This is a genomic window from Paractinoplanes rishiriensis, from assembly GCF_016862375.1.
GTDB lineage: Bacteria > Actinomycetota > Actinomycetes > Mycobacteriales > Micromonosporaceae > Actinoplanes > Actinoplanes rishiriensis.
Window position 1 is genome coordinate 46,727 of sequence record NZ_BOMV01000056.1, and the last position, 18,954, is coordinate 65,680.

General features: G+C 72.5%; 18 protein-coding genes and 1 riboswitch. Of the genes, 11 read left to right on the top strand and 7 right to left on the bottom strand.

Annotated elements, in window-relative coordinates; translation table 11 throughout:
* Positions 1–86: 86 nt before the first annotated feature.
* On the top strand, positions 87–644 hold the full coding sequence (locus Ari01nite_RS24015) for a hypothetical protein (RefSeq protein ID WP_203784177.1): 558 nt from the start codon (positions 87–89) through the stop codon (positions 642–644).
* A gap of 17 nt (positions 645–661) precedes the next feature.
* Positions 662–1,546 (top strand): ABC transporter substrate-binding protein, encoded by an 885-nt coding sequence (locus Ari01nite_RS24020; protein WP_203784178.1) that lies wholly within the window; start codon positions 662–664, stop codon positions 1,544–1,546.
* Positions 1,547–1,556: 10 nt separating this feature from the next.
* On the opposite strand, the gene Ari01nite_RS24025 is transcribed toward Ari01nite_RS24020, so the two are convergent.
* Positions 1,557–2,330: a CDP-alcohol phosphatidyltransferase family protein gene (locus tag Ari01nite_RS24025; protein WP_203784179.1), complete on the bottom strand. Its 774-nt coding sequence runs from the start codon at positions 2,328–2,330 to the stop codon at positions 1,557–1,559.
* Positions 2,331–2,424: 94 nt separating this feature from the next.
* Here Ari01nite_RS24025 and Ari01nite_RS24030 point away from each other — a divergent pair, with 94 nt between their 5' ends.
* The 5 genes from Ari01nite_RS24030 to Ari01nite_RS24050 are packed head-to-tail and all read left to right on the top strand — an operon-like array spanning position 2,425 to position 6,793.
* Positions 2,425–3,399 carry a zinc-dependent alcohol dehydrogenase gene (locus tag Ari01nite_RS24030; RefSeq protein WP_203784180.1) on the top strand — a complete coding sequence of 325 codons (975 nt, stop codon included), beginning with the start codon at positions 2,425–2,427 and terminating at the stop codon, positions 3,397–3,399.
* A 3-nt stretch (positions 3,400–3,402) separates the two neighbouring features.
* The gene (locus tag Ari01nite_RS24035; protein ID WP_203784182.1) at positions 3,403–3,801 is read left to right on the top strand and encodes a 6-pyruvoyl trahydropterin synthase family protein; all 399 of its coding nucleotides are present in this window, start codon (positions 3,403–3,405) and stop codon (positions 3,799–3,801) included.
* A complete protein-coding gene (locus Ari01nite_RS24040) occupies positions 3,798–4,913 on the top strand; it encodes a glycosyltransferase family 4 protein (protein WP_203784183.1) in 1,116 nt (371 codons plus the stop codon). The genes Ari01nite_RS24035 and Ari01nite_RS24040 overlap by 4 nt, the downstream gene beginning before the upstream one ends.
* Positions 4,910–5,677, top strand: a complete 768-nt coding sequence (locus tag Ari01nite_RS24045) for a class I SAM-dependent methyltransferase (RefSeq protein ID WP_203784185.1) — start codon at positions 4,910–4,912, stop codon at positions 5,675–5,677. The genes Ari01nite_RS24040 and Ari01nite_RS24045 overlap by 4 nt, the downstream gene beginning before the upstream one ends.
* Positions 5,678–5,737: 60 nt before the next feature.
* Positions 5,738–6,793: a lysylphosphatidylglycerol synthase transmembrane domain-containing protein gene (locus tag Ari01nite_RS24050; RefSeq protein ID WP_239162975.1), complete on the top strand. Its 1,056-nt coding sequence runs from the start codon at positions 5,738–5,740 to the stop codon at positions 6,791–6,793.
* Between the two features lie 20 nt (positions 6,794–6,813).
* Here the strand turns inward: Ari01nite_RS24050 and Ari01nite_RS24055 are convergent, their stop codons facing one another.
* Entirely contained in the window at positions 6,814–7,521 is a 708-nt protein-coding gene (locus Ari01nite_RS24055; RefSeq protein ID WP_203784187.1) for a RibD family protein, read from the bottom strand.
* A 163-nt stretch (positions 7,522–7,684) separates the two neighbouring features.
* Between Ari01nite_RS24055 and Ari01nite_RS24060 the strand changes: the two genes are divergently transcribed.
* The 4 genes from Ari01nite_RS24060 (at position 7,685) to Ari01nite_RS24075 (ending at position 14,010) form a co-directional block, all read left to right on the top strand.
* Positions 7,685–8,326, top strand: a complete 642-nt coding sequence (locus Ari01nite_RS24060; protein ID WP_203784194.1) for a GTP cyclohydrolase II — start codon at positions 7,685–7,687, stop codon at positions 8,324–8,326.
* Between the two features lie 33 nt (positions 8,327–8,359).
* Positions 8,360–10,258 carry a SpoIIE family protein phosphatase gene (locus tag Ari01nite_RS24065; protein ID WP_203784195.1) on the top strand — a complete coding sequence of 633 codons (1,899 nt, stop codon included), beginning with the start codon at positions 8,360–8,362 and terminating at the stop codon, positions 10,256–10,258.
* A 145-nt stretch (positions 10,259–10,403) separates the two neighbouring features.
* A complete protein-coding gene (gene recQ, locus Ari01nite_RS24070; RefSeq protein ID WP_239162976.1) occupies positions 10,404–12,530 on the top strand; it encodes a DNA helicase RecQ in 2,127 nt (708 codons plus the stop codon).
* 754 nt (positions 12,531–13,284) lie between these two features.
* Complete coding sequence (locus tag Ari01nite_RS24075) at positions 13,285–14,010, top strand: sulfotransferase-like domain-containing protein (protein ID WP_275410868.1); 726 nt, start codon at positions 13,285–13,287, stop codon at positions 14,008–14,010.
* On the opposite strand, the gene Ari01nite_RS24080 is transcribed toward Ari01nite_RS24075, so the two are convergent.
* The 5 genes from Ari01nite_RS24080 to Ari01nite_RS24100 form a co-directional block, all read right to left on the bottom strand.
* Positions 13,968–14,882, bottom strand: a complete 915-nt coding sequence (locus Ari01nite_RS24080; protein WP_203784200.1) for an aminotransferase class IV — start codon at positions 14,880–14,882, stop codon at positions 13,968–13,970. The genes Ari01nite_RS24075 and Ari01nite_RS24080 overlap by 43 nt on opposite strands.
* A gap of 62 nt (positions 14,883–14,944) precedes the next feature.
* Complete coding sequence (locus tag Ari01nite_RS24085; RefSeq protein ID WP_203784202.1) at positions 14,945–15,700, bottom strand: ABC transporter ATP-binding protein; 756 nt, start codon at positions 15,698–15,700, stop codon at positions 14,945–14,947.
* A complete protein-coding gene (locus Ari01nite_RS24090; protein WP_203784204.1) occupies positions 15,700–16,542 on the bottom strand; it encodes an ABC transporter permease in 843 nt (280 codons plus the stop codon). Before Ari01nite_RS24090 ends, Ari01nite_RS24085 begins: the two co-directional genes overlap by 1 nt.
* Positions 16,543–16,550: 8 nt before the next feature.
* Positions 16,551–17,540 carry an ABC transporter substrate-binding protein gene (locus Ari01nite_RS24095; protein ID WP_203784206.1) on the bottom strand — a complete coding sequence of 330 codons (990 nt, stop codon included), beginning with the start codon at positions 17,538–17,540 and terminating at the stop codon, positions 16,551–16,553.
* A complete protein-coding gene (locus Ari01nite_RS24100; RefSeq protein WP_203784214.1) occupies positions 17,537–18,706 on the bottom strand; it encodes an agmatinase family protein in 1,170 nt (389 codons plus the stop codon). The genes Ari01nite_RS24095 and Ari01nite_RS24100 overlap by 4 nt, the downstream gene beginning before the upstream one ends.
* A 53-nt stretch (positions 18,707–18,759) precedes the next feature.
* Positions 18,760–18,869: riboswitch (guanidine-I (ykkC/yxkD leader) on the bottom strand.
* Positions 18,870–18,954: the final 85 nt, after the last annotated feature.

Genomic DNA, 18,954 nt, shown 5'->3' on the forward strand with positions numbered 1-18,954 from the left:
CCGCCGTACCGCCGATCACCCCGCGGCGGGATTGATTGATCTGAATTCGGATAAGTCAGGAGAAGCAGGCGACCGAAGGAGGACACATGACACGCGCGGTGTGGCCGAGGGTGATGGTCACCGGACACCGTTCCGAGCACCTGGACCCGGTGGCCCGCGCCTGGGTGCCCGGCGAGTTGCGCCGCCTGGCCGCCGGACTGCGCGCGGACCGCGGCACCACCACCGGTGTCTCCGGCATGGCGATCGGCGCGGATCTGTGGTGGGCGGACGCCGTGGTCGACGCCGGTCTGCGCCTCGAGGCGCACGTCCCGTTCCCGCAGCAGCCGGACGGATGGACGCCGGCGGACCGCGCCGAGTGGGAGCGCCTGCTGGGCCACGCCGCCCATGTCGTCACCTACGGCACCGGCTTCCACGTGCGGCATCTGCTCGCCCGCAACTGGGGCATGGTCCAGCGCAGCGACCAGGTCGTGGCGGTGTGGGTCCGGGGCCGGCCGGGCGGCACCCGCAGCGCCATCGAATACGCGGTCCGGCGTGGCCTGCGGCCGCTCTGGGTGGACCCGGTGGCCCGGGTCACCACCTGGCCGTCGGTGGACTCGTGGTGGCGGATGCTCGCCCAGAAGGCCCGGCCGCGGCGCGCGGCCTGACCCGGCAGGATGGAGGCATGCGACTCGTCTCCCTGCTGCCGTCGGCCACCGAGATCGCGTACGCGCTGGGGCTGGGCGACGACCTGGTCGGGGTGACCTTCGAGTGCGACGAGCCACCGCGGGCCCGGCAGGAGAAAACCGTGGTGGTGGGCGGCCGGGACACCCGCGGGATGACGCCGGCCGAGATCGACGACTACGTGAAGGGCCGGATGTCGGCCGGCGACGACCTGTACACGCTGCACGCGGACGCGCTGGCCGGCCTCGCCCCGGATCTGATCCTCACTCAGGACCTGTGCCGGGTCTGCGCGCTGCCGTCCGGCCACGTCGACGCGGCGCTCGACTACCTGGGCTGCCGGGCCGACGTGCTCTCGCTCGACCCGTACACGCTCGACCAGGTGCTGCGCACGTTCCGCGAGGTGGGCGCCGCGGCGGGGGTGCCGGAACGGGCCGAGGCCCTGGTGGCGGCGCTGCAGCTGCGCCTCGACCGGGTGGCCGCGGCGGTCGCCGGCCGATCCCGGCCGCGGGTGGCGGTGGTGGAGTGGGTGGACCCGCCGTTCACCGCCGGGCACTGGGTGCCCGACCTGGTGACGGCGGCGGGTGGCGTTCCGGTTGCGGCCCGCGGTGGACAGCGTTCGATCCAGGTCACGTACGAGGAGCTGGCCGCACCCGCACCCGAGATCGTCCTGGTCACCCCGTGCGGTTATCACCTGGGCGGCGCGGTCGAGCAGGCCGAGGCCGTAGTGCCGCACTTCCCGGGCGCACAGGTGTGGGCGATCGACGGCGACGGCCTGGTGGTGCGTCCGGGACCGCGACTGGTCGACGGGGTGGAAGCCATCGCGGCCGTCCTGCACCCGGACGCGGTGCCGGCACCGCCGCCCGGCTCGGTCGCCCGGGTGGCGTGACCTCAGCTCTTCAACCGACCAGCGCCGGCTGCCGCTGCGGGGTGCCGGACCAGCGGCGGCGGGCCGCCTCGCGCACCAGCGACGCCCGGTACAGCCAGCCGATGTCCCGGCCGAACGACCAGGTCAGCGTCGCCAGCGCGACGGCCAGCGCGGCCACCGCGACCGGCGCCGGCAGCAGGTCCGGGGTGACCAGGGCCAGCACGATGCCCTGCAGCGCGGCCACCACCTTGCGGGAGAACCGCGGCGGCAGCGCGGCGGTCATCCAGGGCAGCGCCCAGGAGGCGGCCACGAACAGGTAGCGGTACGCACCCAGCGCCACGGTCCACCAGCCGAACCGGTCCCCGGCGTAGACGCTGAGCACCAGGATCAGGAACGCGTCGATCTCCATGTCGAACCGGGCACCGAGCGTCGTGGTGCAGCCGGTGCGCCGCGCCACCTGGCCGTCCACACCGTCCAGGGCGAGCGCCACGCCGGCGATCGCGACCAGCCAGACCGTGCTGACCGGCTCGGTGAACGACGTCACCACGAGCGCGGTCACCAGGCCGACCAGGATCGCCCGGCTGAACGTGATGACGTTCGCGGCACCCATCGAGCGCATCCCGGCCCGCTGCAGCCCGAGCGCCAGCGCCCCGCACAGGACCAGGCCGTACAACCCGCCCGCGACCAGGCCGGCCGGCGTCAGACCGAGGGTCACGGCCACCAGCGCCAGCAGTCCGAGCTGGGCGGTCAGGCCGGTCATCGGTCCGCGCGCGGGCGCCGCCGGGATCGCTGCGAGTGTCACCATGCCTCCAAGGCAAGATCGGCTGCGTAGGGTTACCGCTGTCAGCGCTTAACACGCGCGCTGGCGAGGTTCGGTTCAGCTGGCGAGGAGAAAGCCCATGTCGGGTGATGCGCGTGCCTTCTGGCTTGCTTACCCCGGAAAGGGGGAGATACGCCCGGAACACGTAGCCGCCCCCGCCGGCGACGAGGTGCTGGTCCGCACCCTGCACACCGGAGTGAGCCGGGGCACGGAGACGCTGGTCTTCACCGGCCGGGTGCCGGCGAGCCAGTGGCCGCACATGCGCGCGCCGTTCCAGCACGGCGACTTCCCGGCCCCGGTCAAGTACGGATACCTGAACGTCGGCGTGGTCGAGCAGGGCCCCGCGGAACTGCTCGGCCGGACCGTATTCTCGCTGTTCCCGCACCAGACCCGGTTCGTCGTGCCGGCCTCGGCGGTGACCGTGGTGCCGGACGACGTGCCCGCGCACCGGGCCGTGCTGGCCGGCACCGTGGAGACCGCGGTGAACGCGCTGTGGGACGCGGCGCCCCTGGTCGGCGACCGGATCGCGGTGGTCGGCGGGGGCATGGTGGGTTGTTCGGTCGCGGCCATCGCCGCGATGCTTCCAGGGGTACGCGTCCAGCTCGTGGACCCGGACGAGTCGCGCGCGGCGGTCGCGGACCGGCTCGGGGTGTCGTACGTCCACCCGGACGACGCCCTGGGCGACTGTGACCTGGCCATCCACGCGAGCGCCACCTCGGCCGGGCTGACCCGCGCTCTCGAACTGCTGGCTCCCGAGGGGACGGTCGTGGAGCTGAGCTGGTACGGCGACCGGGAGGTCACGGTGCCGCTGGGCGAGTTCTTCCACTCCCGCCGGCTGACCGTGCGCAGCAGCCAGGTGGGCGGAATCACCCCGGGCCGCCGCCGCACCTACGCCGAACGCCTGGCGGTGGCCCTCGACCTGCTGCGGAACCCGGTCTTCGAGACGCTGGTCACCGGCCGCTCCGGCTTCGACGAGTTGCCCGAGGTGCTGCCGCGGCTCGCGGACGGTAGCCTTCCCGCCCTCTGCCACGTGATCGACTATCCCGAGGAGTAGCTCTTGTTCAGCGTCACCGTCCGCGACCACATCATGATCGCGCACAGCTTCTCCGGCGCGGTCTTCGGACCGGCCCAGAAGCTGCACGGGGCCACGTTCGTGGTGGACGCCACGTTCCGCCGCCCCGAACTGGACGACGACAACATCGTGGTGGACATCGGCCGGGCGAGCGAGGAACTGCACGCGATCTGCGGCGGCCTCAGCTACCGCAACCTGGACGACGAGAAGGACTTCGCGGGCGTGAACACGTCCACGGAATACCTGGCCAAGGTGATCGCCGACCGGCTCGCCGCCAAGGTGGCGTCCGGTGACCTGGGCGCCGGCGCCGCGGGCCTGACCGGCATCGCGGTGACCCTGCACGAGTCGCACATCGCGTGGGCGAGCTACGAGCGGGGTCTGTGAGCTCGCCCCTGTGGGCGGTGCTGCCGGGCGGCATCGACGACCCGGCGGCACCGAGCGGCGGCAACCGCTACGACCGGATCGTCCTGTCGCTGCTGTCCGGCGACCGCAATCCCGCGGCCCGCAACCGCGCGGCCGATCCCGCCGCCCAAAACCGCCGCGCGGCCGATCCCGCACAGGCGGCACCGCCGCTCACCCGGGACGTGCACGAGATCGCGATCCCCGGTTCCTGGCCCAGCCCCGCCCCGGCGGCCCGCGCCACCCTCGCCCGCGCCTTGGGCGACGTTCCCGACAAGTCCGATGTGCTGCTGGACGGCCTCGTCGCCTGCGGGGTGCCCGACGTGCTCCAGCCCCACCGGCGGCGGCTGCGGCTCGTCATCCTGGTGCACCTGCCGCTCAGCGACGAGACCGGCCTCGAGCCCGCCGAGGCCACGCGGCTCCGGGAAGCCGAGGGCGCGGCCCTGCGCCACGCCACCGCGGTCATCGCGACCAGCGCCGCCGCCGCGGCGCGCATTTCCGACATGCACGGCATATCTGGGGTGGCGGTGGCGATTCCCGGGGTCGACCCCGCTCCCCCGGCCGTCCCGGACCCACGCGGGCACCGGCTGCTCTGCGTCGCCTCGGTGACCCCGCGCAAGGGGCAGGACCTGCTGGTCGCGGCCCTGGAGCGGGACCTGGCCGACCTCGAGTGGGACTGTACGTTCGTGGGAGCCGTCGGCAAGCCTGTCCCGTTCCGCCACCCGGCGATCCGATTCGTCGGGCCCCGCACGGGGCAGGCGCTGGGTGACGCGTACGGCCGCAGTGATCTTTTTGTTCTTCCTTCCCGGGCGGAGACCTACGGCATGGTGGTGACCGAGGCCCTGGCCCACGCCGTGCCGGTGCTCGCCACCGAGGTGGGCGGCGTCCCGGAGGCCCTGGGGCACGCGCCGGACGGCAGCCGGCCGGGCCTCCTGATCCCGCCCGGCGACCCGGCCGCACTCGCCGCCGCGCTGCGCGCCTGGCTCACCGGCCCGGCGCTGCGCGAGCGACTGCGCACCGCCGCGCTGGGCCGCCGCGAAACCCTGCCGACCTGGACCGATACCGCCCGACGAGTGAGCGAGGTGCTCGACCGATGACCGGAGAGTTCAGCGAAACGTGGCTGGGGCTGCGCGAACCCGCCGACGCCGAGGCCCGCAGCACCGAACTCGTGGGGCTGATATCGGGGCCGATCCGGACCATCCGCGACCTGGGCTGCGGCACCGGCTCGCTGGGCCGCTGGCTGGCGCCGCAGCTGACCGGGCCGCAGCACTGGATCATGGCGGACCGGGACCCGGCGCTCCTGGAGCACGCCGCGGCCAACATGCCGTTCCCCGGCGTCACCGTGACGACCGCGCTCGGCGACGTGACCGGGCTGAGCGCCGCCGACCTGGCGGAGGCCGACCTGGTCACCTGCTCGGCGCTGCTCGACCTGCTCACCGAGGAGGAGGTCGGCGACCTGGCCGCGGCCTGCGCGGGGTCGGGCACGCCGGCGCTGTTCACCCTGTCGGTGGCCGGCGAGGTAGTGTTCGAGCCGGCGCTGCCCGAGGACGGGGTGGTCGAGGAGGCGTTCAACGAGCACCAGCGGCGGGTGGTCGGCGGCCGCCGGCTGCTCGGTCCGGACGCGCCCGCGGTGGCGGCCGCCGCGTTCGAGAAGGCCGGCGCCACCGTGGTCACCCGGCCCAGCCCGTGGCGGCTCGGGCCGGAGCGACCGGAACTGACCGCCGAATGGCTGCGCGGATGGGTGGCCGCGGCCGCCGAGCAGCGTCCCGACCTGGATCTTGACGGTTACCTGCGTAGGCGGCTCGCGGACCTGCCGGGCGCCCGAGTCGGACATGTTGATCTTTTGGCGATCTTCGGCTGAACCCTTCATGCCCGTCCCGGCGTACTAGGGGAGGACGGGCGAACAGAGGGGGACGACGACGTGACGCGATCGATCTGGCCATGGCTGCGGCTGCTGGGCGGGGCGGCGATCCTCGCGGTGCTGCTGTGGCGGCTCGGAACCGGCGCGTTCCTCGACGGCGTCCGGGTGATCGACGCTCCCGCGGTGCTGACCGCGTTCGGCATCGGCGTCGTCACCACGGTCTTCAGCGCCTGGCGCTGGTGCCTGGTGGCCCGTGGCCTGGGGCTGCGGCTCTCGTTCCGCGGTGCGGTCGCCGACTACTACAAGGCGCTGTTCCTCAATGCGGCACTGCCCGGCGGGGTGCTCGGCGACGTCGACCGGGCGGTCAAGCACGGCAAGGACGAGGGCGACGTCGGGCGCAGCGTGCGGGCCGTGGTGCTGGAGCGCACGGCGGGCCAGATCGTGCTCATCGGCGTCGGCGTCACCGTTCTGGTCACCGTACCGTCGCCGGTTTTGACCCTGCTGGAGCGGCACGGAGCGGTGGCCGCCGTCGTCACCGCGGCCATCGCCGGAGCCGGCGTCCTGGTCCTGCTCGCCTGCCGCAAGCTGCGGCAGGGCGGCTCCAAGGTGGCCGCGGCCGTGCGCACCGGCGTCGCCGAGATCCGCACCGGCCTGCTGGCCCGCCGCAACTGGCCGGGCATCACGCTCGCCTCCACCGTGGTCCTGCTCGGACATCTGGCCACCTTCGTGGTGGCGGCCCGGGTGGCCGGTTCGGCCGCCTCGCTGGCCGCGCTCGCCCCGCTCATGCTGCTCGCGCTGCTGGCCATGTCGCTGCCGCTGAACATCGGTGGCTGGGGCCCGCGCGAGGCGGTGACCGCGTGGGCCTTCGGTGCCGCCGGGCTGAGCGCCACCCAGGGCCTGACCATCGCGGTGGTCTACGGCCTGTTCGCCTTCGTCGCCGCCCTGCCGGGCGCCGCCATCCTCATGGTGCGGGCCGTCGTCCGGCTGCGGGCCGCTGCGCGGTCCCGCGCGGTCCGGGCGGTCATGCCGATCTCGCCGGTGCCTGTGCTGCCGGCCGACGTGTTCCCCGGCGCTTCCTTCGCGCCGGGTCGTGAGCTGGCCCGCACCGGCGCGTGAGTCCGGTGCCAGGCAGCGGGCTACCGCCGCTCGGACCGGCCCTTCGCGAAGCGGTCGGAGAGGGCGTAGCGCAGCAGGACCACGTCACCGATCTGGCGCACCTCGGCCAGGGTGGCCCGGTGCCCCGGTCCCCACGGGAAGTCGCCGTCGCTGACGAAGCGCGGCGCCCGCGAGTCGCCCACGAAGAACGGCGCCACCACCAGCTGGAGCTCGTCGGCGAGACCCGCGGTCAGGAACTGGGTGTGCATCGTGCCGCCACCCTCCACCATGAGCCGGCGGACCCCGCGGCCGGCCAGGTCGGCGGTCACCCGGCCCAGGTCGACCGGGTCGCCCCCGTCGATCACGGTGGCCACCGCGCCGAGCCGCTCGCGGGCCGAGGCGAGCCGGTGGCTGGCGCAGTACACCAGCTTGTCCACCTCGCCGAGGGCGAAGAACTTGGCGGCCGGATCGATGTCGCACCGGCTGGTGACGGTCACCTTCACCGGGTGCGGCTGCTCGCCGCGGGCCACCCGGGCCGCGCGCCGCTCGGCCGAGCGCACCATCAGGCGCGGGTCGTCCTGGCGGATCGTCGCGGCACCCACCAGAATCGCGTCGCAACCGGCGCGAACGTCGTCAACGCGGTCGAAATCGGCCTCGTTGGACAACAGCAGACGCTCCTGCGCGGCGTCATCGAGGTAGCCGTCGATGGACATGCCGCAGCTCAACAGCGTGTAAGGACGCTCAACCACTGATGACGCCTCCAGCCGAGCGACGATCGTCACCCCGGTCGAACAGTTGCGTCCAAGATAATCCGGGACACGATTACAGACACATTCGCGGTCTGTTGCGTTGCGGTGACTTCGGCGGCGGGCATAGCGGATCAGCGGGGATCTACGAGGAGGACCGATACCGATGAGGAACGCCACCGTGCGGCAGCAGGTCACTGTTCCGCTGCGCTTCGCGGACGGGTATGCCACCACGGCACGGGTCATGACCTTCGACGGGCTGGTCGACGGTCAGGAACATCTCGCCCTGGGCCTGGGCGACTGGCAACGCGCGCTGACCAAGTCGGCGGCCGGCGGGCGGGCACCGCTGGTACGGCCGCACAGCGAGTGCCTGACCGGCGACGTGTTCGGCAGCCAGCGCTGCGACTGCGGCCCGCAGCTGCGCGAGGCCGCCGAGCGCATCACCGAACAGGGTGGTTTCCTGCTCTACCTGCGGCAGGAGGGACGCGGGATCGGCCTGTACGCGAAGCTCGACGCGTACGCGCTGCAGGACTCGGGCCTGGACACGTACGAGGCGAACGTGGCGCTCGGCCGGGGCGAGGACGAGCGGGACTACACCTCGGCCGCGCAGATGCTGCTGGCCCTGGGCACCGACCGGATCCGCCTGCTCAGCAACAACCCGGACAAGGCGACGCAGCTGGCGGCGTGCGGGATCGACGTCACCCAGCGGGTGCCCACCGGGGTGCACATGTCCGCCGCCAACGTCCGGTACCTCGCCACCAAGGCACAGCACACCGCACACACCATCGAGCTACCCCTGGCCGAGTGAGAGATCCCGCCGCGCATCCGGCACGATGAGCTGATGACCGACGATCCGCGCCTCGTGGCGCTCGACCAGGTGCCGTTCATCCTGGTCGTGTGCCAGGGCCCGGAGCTGCGCGTGATCAGTCTCAACGCGGCCACCCGGCAGGTGCTGCCCGGCCGGGAGTGGCGGGACCGGCCGATCCGCGAGGTGATCAGCGACCTGATCGGCCAGCAGTTCGTGGAGGCGTACTACGACGTCTACCGGACGGGTGAACCGGTCGCCGGGCAGGAGTGGCGGGCCCACCTGGACATGCCGGACGGCTCGGTGCACGAGATGTTCGCCAACTTCACCATCACACCGTGGCACGACGAGGCCGGCGAGCGGCGGGGCGTGATCGGGGTCGGCTTCGACGTCACCGACCTGGTGCGGCAGCGGCAGGCGGCCGCGGCCGCGACGGCCGACCTCCAGGAACGGTACGAGCAGAGCCGCGAGGTGGTCACGGCGCTCCAGCGGGAACTGCTGCCGGTCGGGCTGCCGGTGCTGCCCGGCCTGCAGGTCGCGGCCAGCTACCTGCTCGCCGAGGCGGACACGGCGGCCGGCGGCGACTGGTTCGACGCCGTCCCGCAGAAGGACGGCCGGGTGGCGCTGATCGCCGGTGACGTGGTCGGGCACGGGGTCACCGCGTCCGGGGCGATGGGCCAGTTGCGGGCGGTGCTGCGCGACCGGCTCGACGACGGTGCCGGCATCGCCGAGGCGCTCGGCGCGGCCGACCGGTTCGCGTCCCGGTCGCCGGCCGCGCACGCCACCACGGTGGCCATGGCGGTGGTCGACCCGGTCAGCGGCGAGGTCGCCTACTGCACGGCCGGGCACCCGCCGCCGCTGCTGGTCACGCCCGGCGGCGAGGCGCGTTACCTGCCCGGCACCGGCGGCACCCCACTGGCCACCGGCGGCTCGTTCCCGGTCGGCACGGCCCGGCTCGAGCCCGGTGACCTGCTGCTGCTCTACACCGACGGGATTCTGGAACGCCCCGGCCGGTCCCATCCGGAGAGCGCGGCCGAACTCGCCGCGGTGGCGGCCGACAGCGCCGCCGGCCGGGCCCTGCACGAGCCGGACGTCACCGCGGCCGAGCGGGTCTGCACCCAGTCGGTGGAGCTGCTGGTGCGGCTCACCGGGCACGCCGACGACATCACGTTGCTCGCGGCGCAGCGGGTGCCGGTGGCCGCCGACCTCGACCTGGAGCTGCCGGCGGTGCCCGCGTCGCTGAGCGCGGCCCGGGAGCGCATCGGCGCCTGGCTCGATGCGATCGGGGCCACCGCCCGCGACGGTTTCGTTCTGCAACACGCCCTGGGCGAGCTGATGTCCAACGCGATCGAGCACGCCGGCTCGGTCGGCTCGGTGTCGGTCCGGGCAGGTTTGTCGGCGTCGGGTCAGATCGATGCGGCCGTACGCGACCAGGGCGTCTGGCGGGCACCGACGCGTGAGCCGAACCGGGGCCGCGGGCTGGCGCTGGCCACCCAGCTGGTCGAGATGCTGCGGGTGGAACCCGCCGCGGACGGCACGGTGGTCCGGCTGCGGCACACCCCGGTGCGCCCGGCCCGCCTGCTCGACGTCCGCGACCCGGTGCCGGCCCGGCCGCTGGCGCCGCCGGCCACCGGCTTCCGGATCGTCGAGCAGCCCGGCGACGACGAGGCCCTGGTGCGCATCGAGGGACCGGTGGACGCGGCCACCGCGGTCAACGCCCGGCAGGAGCTGCTGCGGCGCAGCCGGGGCGGCATGGTGCCGATGACCGTCGACCTGTCGGCGGTCACCCATCTGTCCAGCGCCGGGGTGTCCGCCCTGCACCAGTTGGCCGGCAAGCACGCCGAGCAGCATGCGCCGCTGAGCCTGCGCGCCGCGGCCGGCAGCCCCGCCCAGCTCGTCCTCGAACTGGTCGCCCTGCCGTACGTCCTCGCCTGAAAAAGTTGCACCCTTGCAAGCTTCTGGCCGGCCCTCTAACCTTTGCGCCCTCGGGGGCGGGCCGGGGGCGTCGTTCGGCGCCGCCCCGGCCGCGTTATCCACAGGCCGTCGGCAGACTGTCGGCCCACGTCTCTAGTATCGCGGGGTGACCTCGGCCCCCCTGCTCCCCGGCGCGTCCGCCACCGACGTCCTCAACAAGGTGTTCGGTTACCCCGACTTCCGCGGGCAGCAGCGCGACATCATCGAGCACGTCGTCGGCGGCGGCGACGCGCTCGTGCTGATGCCCACCGGCGGCGGCAAGTCGCTCTGCTACCAGATTCCCGCCCTGGTCCGCCCCGGCACCGGCGTGGTGATCTCCCCGCTGATCGCCCTCATGCAGGACCAGGTCGACGCGCTGCGCACGCTCGGCGTCCGGGCCGGCTTCCTGAACTCCTCCCAGGACTACGAGGAACGCCGCATCGTCGAGGCCGAGTTCGTCAACGGCGACCTCGACCTGCTCTACGTCGCCCCCGAGGGCCTGGGCGTGGCGGCCACCCAGCGGCTGCTCGACCGCGGCAAGATCTCGCTGTTCGCCATCGACGAGGCGCACTGCGTCTCGCAGTGGGGCCACGACTTCCGCCCCGACTACCTGGGCCTGTCGATGCTGCACGAGCGCTGGCCCGACGTGCCCCGGATCGCACTGACCGCGACCGCCACCAGCGCCACCCGCACCGAGATCGCCACCCGGCTGCGCCTGACCGACGCGCGGCACTTCACCGCGAGCTTCGACCGCCCCAACATCCAGTACCGGATCGCTCCCAAGAACGAACCCCGCCGCCAGCTGCTCGACCTGCTCCGCACCGAACACCCCGGGGACAGCGGCATCGTCTACTGCCTGTCCCGGGCCGGCGTGGAAAAGGCCGCCGAGTTCCTCAGCCAGAACGGCGTTCCCGCGCTGCCCTACCACGCCGGCCTAGACAACCGGGTGCGCGCCGCCAACCAGTCCCGCTTCCTGCGCGAGGACGGCCTGGTCATGGTGGCGACGATCGCGTTCGGCATGGGCATCGACAAACCGGACGTCCGCTTCGTGGCCCACCTCGACCTGCCGAAATCGGTCGAGGGCTACTACCAGGAGACCGGCCGCGCCGGCCGCGACGGCCTGCCGTCCACGGCCTGGCTCGCGTACGGCCTCCAGGATGTCGTGCAGCAGCGCAAGATGATCGACAGCTCCGACGGCGACGCCGCGTTCCGGAGGAACGCCTCCCAGCACCTGGACGCCATGCTGGCCCTGTGCGAGACGGTCTCCTGCCGCCGCGGCCAGCTGTTGGCCTACTTCGGCGAGACGCCGGAGGGCGCCAACTGCGGCAACTGCGACACCTGCCTCAACCCGCCCGAGTCCTGGGACGGCACGGTCCCCGCCCAGAAACTGCTGTCCACAGTGCTGCGCCTGCAACGCGAACGCGGCCAGAAATTCGGCGCCGGCCAGTCGATCGACATCCTGCTCGGCAAGCAGACCGACAAGGTGACCCAGTTCCGCCACGACCAGCTCTCGGTCTTCGGCATCGGCACCGAGTTGCGCGACCAGGAGTGGCGGGGCGTCGTCCGCCAGCTGCTGGCCGCGGGCTACCTGGCCGTCGAGGGCGACTACGGCACGCTGGTGCTCACTGGCACCAGTTCCCAGGTGCTGCGCGGCGAGGTCAAGGTGATGATGCGCCGCGAGCCACCGCCCAAGGCCCGCACCCCCCGCTCCCGCAGCGCCACCGCCGCCACCGCCGCACCGCCCGCCGCCGACCTCCCCGCCGAGGCCGCCGCCGACTTCGAACGCCTGCGAGCCTGGCGAGGCGCAACCGCCAAGGACCAGGGCGTACCCGCCTACGTCATCTTCCACGACGCAACGCTGCGCTCGATCGCCGCGCTGCACCCCAGGACCCTGGGCGAACTGGGCACGGTGAGCGGCGTAGGCCAGGCCAAACTGACAAAGTTCGGCCAGCAGGTCCTCGACATTCTGGCCGGCGCCGCTCCCTCGACCAGCCCGGCGCCCGCTGCCAGCCCGCCGCCCGCTGCCAGCCCGCCGCCCGCTGCCGTCCCCCGGTCCGCTGCCGTCCCCCGGTCCGCTGCCGTCCCCCGGTCCGCTGCCGTTCCTCCGCCGGCCGCGGCACCTCCGGCCGCGCCGGGGCCGCGCCGCCCGGCTCCCGCGTCCGCCCGCCTCGGCCCCGACGAGCCACTGCCCTTCTTCGACGACGAGGAGCCGCCCCTCGACGACTACCCACCCGACGACTGGGACCGCGGGTAGCGCACCCCGGCCCTGCCCGCGCGAACCACTACACCCGCCAACAGCCAATCACCGCTCGGCGGGGCTTCGCGGCGATCGCGGTCAGGACCAACGCGCGTGCGGGCTGCCCCGCGACAGCCCAGCACCGCACCCGCCACATCCCCATGGACCCCGTGACAGTCGGCGGGACGGTCAGTGACAGTGGAGGGTGGGCTGCTGCCTGGCTCGGCCACGACGCCTCCCGCCCGCGGTCCGCCATCGCGGTTGGCGGGCGGCGGTGGGCGTCGGCGGTCCGCGGTCTGCGTCGGCGGTCCGCGTCGGCGGTCCGCGGTCAGCGGTCCGCTGTCGATCCATGTCGGTTATTTTGGGTTTGTCGTTTCTGGTGGCGCTCCCCCATGTGAAGCCGCGTCCATTGGAGCAGCGATCCCCGATCTTGGCGGGTTCGTGTTCGGCGCGGGCACTAACTTTTCAAGGTCGGAAGCATCGGAGCCGGCCTTGGAGAGATGCTGTTTCGCGGGCGCAGAAAGTCACCTAGATCTAGAGCCGCAGAACGGCACGCGCGGGACCATGCTGCGCTGTGCGTTGTGCGGCGGAACCACGAGAATGGGCCGGCGAGACAGTCGCGAGCCGCACGGGTGCGGGCAGTCGGCGGAGGCGCCCGCGCCGACGACTGACGGTGTTGGCGGCGACTGGCGGTGTTGGCGGCGACGGCTGCCGGTGGTGCGGACGCCGGTGGAGTGGTGGGAGGTCGGGGGTCTTGGTGGTTCGGGTGGCTATGTGGTCGGGGCCGCGGAATGTGTCGACGGCTCTCATGCGCAGCTTCGGGGCTCGGGACGACACCGTGGTGGTGGATGAGCCGTTGTATGCGCACTACCTCGACGTGACCGGGATCGATCATCCGGGGCGGGAGGAGATCCTGGCCAGCCAGCCTCGGCGGTGGGAGGACGCCGTTGCGGGGCTGGTCGGGGAGCTTCCGGCGGCGGTGGGGGTGCATTATCAGAAGCACATGACGCACCACCTGCTGCCGGACATCGGGCGGGGGTGGCTCGGGCAGGTCAGCAACGCCTATCTCATCCGGGATCCGGCGGCCGTGGTGGCGTCCTATGCCAAGGTTCGCGGGGAGCCCACACTCGACGACCTCGGCTACGCCCAGCAGGTGGAGATCTTCCGGGCGCACGGCGGGCCCGTGGTGGACGCCGCCGATCTGCTCCGGGACCCGGGGGCCGTGCTCGCCGGGTTGTGCGCGGCGCTGGGGATCCCGTACCGCAAAAGCATGTTGGCCTGGCCCGCCGGACGGCGAGAGACGGACGGGGTTTGGGCGCCGCACTGGTATGCGGCGGTGGAGAAGTCGACCGGATTCGCACACTACAACCCCGCGGTGCCGGAGGTGCCGGAGCGGCTCCGGCACCTCGTGGCGGCGGCCCGGCCGCACTACGACGAGCTGGCGGCGTGCCGCATTCAGGCCGGTGGGGCAAGTGGGAGCGGCTCGCCGGCCGCGTAGGCGTGCGACTGGTAGATGCCGGCCAGGCGGGACGTCAGCTTGCCCACTTCGCCGCCGGCGATCGGGCGGCCGTCGATCGCGACCACGGCGGCCAGTTCGCCCATCGTGCCGGTGCAGAAGACCTCGGCGGCGGTGTGGAACTCGGTGAGCGAGACGTCGCGGACCGCCGACGGGATGCCGTGCTCCGCGGCCAGGTTCAGGACGGTCTGGCGGGTGATGCCCTCGGGGCAGGCCACCGTGTGCGGGGTGGTCAGCACGCCGTCGAGCACGGCGAACAGGTGGGTCGCGTTGGTCTCGGCGACGAAGCCGCGGGCGTCCAGCATCAGGGCGTCGTCGGCGCCGGCCACGTTGGCCTCGATCTTGGCGAGGATCGAGTTCAGCAGGTTGTTGTGGTGGATCTTCGGGTCGAGGACGTCGGGTGCGGGGCGGCGGGTGCTCGACGTGATCAGGCGCAGGCCGGTGGTCTCGTACACCGGAGGCTTGTGCTCGGCCAGCACGATGAGCGTGCCACCACCGGTGTTGAGGCGCGGGTCCATGCCGCTGGTGAGCTTCACGCCCCGGGTGAGGGTGAGGCGCACGTGCACGCCGTCCCACATGTTGTTGGCGGCCAGGGTGGCCACCAACGCTTCGGTGATCTCCTCGTGGGTGGGTACGGCGGCGAAGCCCAGGGCAACCGCCGAGCGGCGCAGGCGGTCCAGGTGCTCGGTGAGGCCGAAGACCCGGCCGCGATACAGCCGCAGGCCCTCCCAGACCGCGTCGCCGCCCTGCACCACCGAGTCGAACGGGGAGATCCCGGGCTCGTCGCGGTGCCGGAGCACACCGTTCACCGAGTACTTCAGGTCGGCGTTTCGTTCGTCGTAGCGCTGCAGCATCCGCCAAGCAGATCATGCCCGCCGCCGGCCGGTGGCAGGAGGGAACCGGCCGGCGACGGGGGTCAGGCGGCGGCCCGGTGGAAGGCGCGTACCTGGTCCTCCACCGTGGCCCGCAGCGACAGGAAGCCGGGCAGGCGCTTCACCGTCAGCGGGCGGTCCTCGGGCAGCGGAACCGGCAGGTCGGCCGCGATCCGCCCCGGGTTGCAGGCCAGCACCACCACGCGCTGACCCAGGAACACGGCCTCCTCGACGTCGTGGGTGACCATCACGACCGTGGTGCCGGTGTCGCGCCACACCCGGCGCAGAAAGACCTGCATGTCCTCCTTGGTCTGGACGTCCAGCGCGCCGAACGGCTCGTCGAGCAGCAGCACCGACGGCTCGCAGGCCAGCGCGCGGGCGATCGCCACCCGTTGACGCTGGCCACCGGAGAGCTGTTTGGGCAGGTGGCGGCGCAGCGCCGTGAGGCCGGTCTCGGCGAGATACCAGTCGACGCGGCGGTCCCGTTCCGCTTTGGTCAAGGGCAGAAGTTCGAGGCCGAACGCGACATTGCGCTCGACCGTCCGGAAGGGATAGACGGCTCCGGACTGGAAGACCAGGCCGCGCTCCGGGCCCGGTCCGGTCACCGGGCGGCCGTCCAGGGTGACCGTGCCGGCGGTGGGGCGGGTCAGGCCGGCGATCAGCGACAGCAGCGTCGACTTGCCGGAGCCGCTCGCCCCGACCAGGCACACGAACTCGCCCTCGGTCACCTGCAACGACACGTCGGACAGCGCGGTGAAGTCGGCGTACCGCATGGTCACGCCGGACAGCGTGAGGGCCATCAGACCCACCTACCGACGCGGTCGCGCAACAGCCGCAGCAGTACGTCGATGGCCAGCCCGATCAGGGCGATGACCACGAGAATCGCGAAGATCCGGTCGCTGGCCAGGAAACGCTGGCTGCGGGCGATCCGGTAGCCGAGGCCCTCCTCGCTGTTGATCAGTTCGGCGACGACCACGAAGTTCCAGGCGGCCGCGGCGTTCACCCGTACGGCGTCGATCATGCCGGGCAGTGCATGCAGCACGACCACCTTGCGCAGCACCTCGCCGCGGCGGGCGCCGAGGGTGTACGAGACGTCGATCTGCGCGCGCGGCACCTGGCGCACCGCGTCGGCGATCATCAGCGTGTTGAAGAAGACCGTGCCGATGAACAGCAGCATCACCTTCGACGGCTCGCCGATCCCGAGCCAGATGGTGAGCAGCGGGATGAACGCGCTGGCCGGCAGGTACCGCAGCAGGCCGACCACCGGCTCGCACAGCGCCTGCCCGGCCGAGAAGCCGCCCATGAGCAGCCCGAGCGGCACCGACACCAGCACCGAGAGCCCGAAACCGATCAGGATGCGCTGGACGCTGGCCCAGGTGTCGGCGGCCAGCGTGCCGGAGCGGGCCATGTCGAGGCCGGCCTGCCACACCGCGGCCGGCGACGGCAGGAACTCCTCCGGCACCCGCCCGGTCGCCGACACGATCACCCAGACCGTGACCGGCACCAGCACCGAGGCCGCGATCAGGCCGAGCCGCCAGCCGCGCGGGATCGGGGCCCGGGGCGCCCAGATCCGCGGCGGCCGCACCGCCCGCCGCCGCGGCAGCGGATCGGCGAACGGGCGGGCCGGTGCGGTGTCGACCATGGCCGGTGTCATTTCGCGGCCTGCACGAAGGACGGATCGAACAGGCCGTCCAGCGGCGGCTTCTCCTCGGCCAGGCCGGTGGCCACCAGGAACTCGACGATCTGCTGGGCCTGGAAGTCGAGGTTGGCGGGGGTGCTGCCGGGGGTGAACGCGTCCAGGTTCTGCTGCTTCGTGAAGATCGTGGTGCCGGCGTCGTACGACTTGTAGTCGGTCGCGGTGACGCCGCCGCGCTTCGCCATGATCTCGACCGCCTGGTCCGGGTTCGCCTTGATCCACGCCACGGTGTCGAACCAGGTCTGCACCACGGCCTGCACCTCGGTCTTGTGCTCCTTGACGAAGCCGGCCGTGAACACCAGGTGGTCGGGGATGGCGCCGGGGAAGTCCTTGGAGGTGGCGATCGCCTTGCTGCCGGGCAGTTCGAGGGCCGTGGTGGTGAACGGAGCGAAAACGCCGACGGCGTCGACCTTGCCGGCCACGAACGCGGCCGCGGCGGCGTCGGTCAGCAGCGGGGTGAACTCGACGTCCTTCTCGGAGAGACCGGCCTGCTTGAGCGCGAGCAGCAGCAGGTAGTGGTCGACCGTGCCCTGCTCGGCGGCGACCTTCTTGCCGCGCAGGTCGGCCACCGTGGTGATGCCGGGGCGGGCGATGATCTGGTCGTTGCCGGTGGAGTTGTCGTTGACCAGCACGACCGTCTGCTTGGCGCCGCCGCTCACCGAGGAGAGCGTGTCGTTGAGCGTCTGGCTGTTGGCGTCCAGGTTGCCGGTGCTCAGCGCGGTCAGCGAGTCGGTGTAGGACTCGAAGTACTTGAGGTCGACGGTGACCCCGTTCTTGGCGAACAGCCCCTGCTCCTGGGCCACCTGCCAGGGGAACCAGCCGGGCCAGGCGGAGAAGCCCAGGCGCACCGTCGTCGTGCCGGCCGCGGCGTCGCCGGTGGTGGGCGTGTCGGCACACGCGACGAGCACCAGGAACGCCGCTATCGCACAGAAAAGTCGCTTCATCGAGCGGCACCCCCCAGGTGACCGGAACGGACCAGGCAGCCGAGGGTGTCGCAGATGACCCGGGTGGCCAGCAGCGCGGTGATCTCGGCGTTGTCGTACGGTGGCGCGCACTCGACCACCTCGATGCCGGCCAGCGGCCGCGCGTCGGCGATGATCTGGATGAACTTGAGCACCTCGCGGGGCAGGAAGCCGCCGGGCTCGGGCCAGCCTGTGCCGGGGACGAAGGCGGCGTCCAGGCAGTCGACGTCGAACGACAGCCAGACCGCGTCCGCACCGTCCCAGGCGACCTCGAGTGCGCGCTCGGCGGCCTGCTCGATGCCCATCTCGACGCAGTCGGTGACCGTCATGATCGTGGTGCCGCGCTCCCGGCCCACCCTGACTCCCGGGCGGGGCGCCTGCCAGCCGCCGATGCCGATCTGCACCAGGTTCTTCGGCGGCACGTTCGGGATGTCCGTGGCGTGGAACCAGGGCGTGGTGTGCATCCGCTCGTCGAGGTCGGTCTCCTGGGTGTCGACGTGCCGGTCGAAGTGGATGATCCCGAGGTTGCCCTGCAGGTGCTGGGCCACCCCGCGCACGGTCGGATAGCCGATCGAGTGGTCGCCGCCGAGGACCACCGGGAACGCGCCGGACTCGTACACGTGCGCCACGGCCTTGGAGATCTGGTCGAACGTCTTCTCGATGTTGGCCGGGATCGTGAAGATGTCGCCGAGGTCGCACATGGTGATCGACTCGCGAAGATCAACACCAAGTTCGAAGGAGTACGGGCCATAGAGCGCCGAAATCTTGCGGATGCCCTGCGGGCCGAACCGGGTGCCGGACCGGTAGGTCGTGCCGCCGTCGAACGGCGCGCCGAGGACCGCCACGTCGTACTCGCCGCAGCGCCGCACGTCCTCCAGGTAGTGCGCCTTGAGGAACGTGTTGATCCCGGCGAAGTGCGGCAACTCGCCGCGGGAGAACGTCGGGATGGTGCGGTCCCGGATCGAGTCGGCCCCGGGCAGGCCGTACTCCAGGCCGCGGGTGATCTCCTCCTGCCATTTCGTGGTCGGCAGCTTGGCCTCGGCCGCGACCGCGAAGGCGGCCTCCGGCCCGTATCGGTCGTGGATGGTCGGCTCGGCGTCGGTCTGCTCGACGGCGTCGTGCGGATGATCGTGGTGGTGCAGGCCCACGGGCGCCTCCGGGTGGCGAAGGCCCTGGCTGGGAGCAGCCAGAACCTATGGCTGTCTCCCGGGCTTTTGTCCCGCCGTGGAGCGGCCCGGCGAACCGGGCCGCCTGCGCCTCTCGGACCAGTCCCCTGCCTCACGGAAGGGCGGAACCCTAGGCGCGCCCCACCGGTTGGTGAGTCACCTGGCAGTAGAGACCCGCATCATTGCCTGCCGATATCCCTTCCGTTACCGCCGCGTGTCGGGACCCGCGG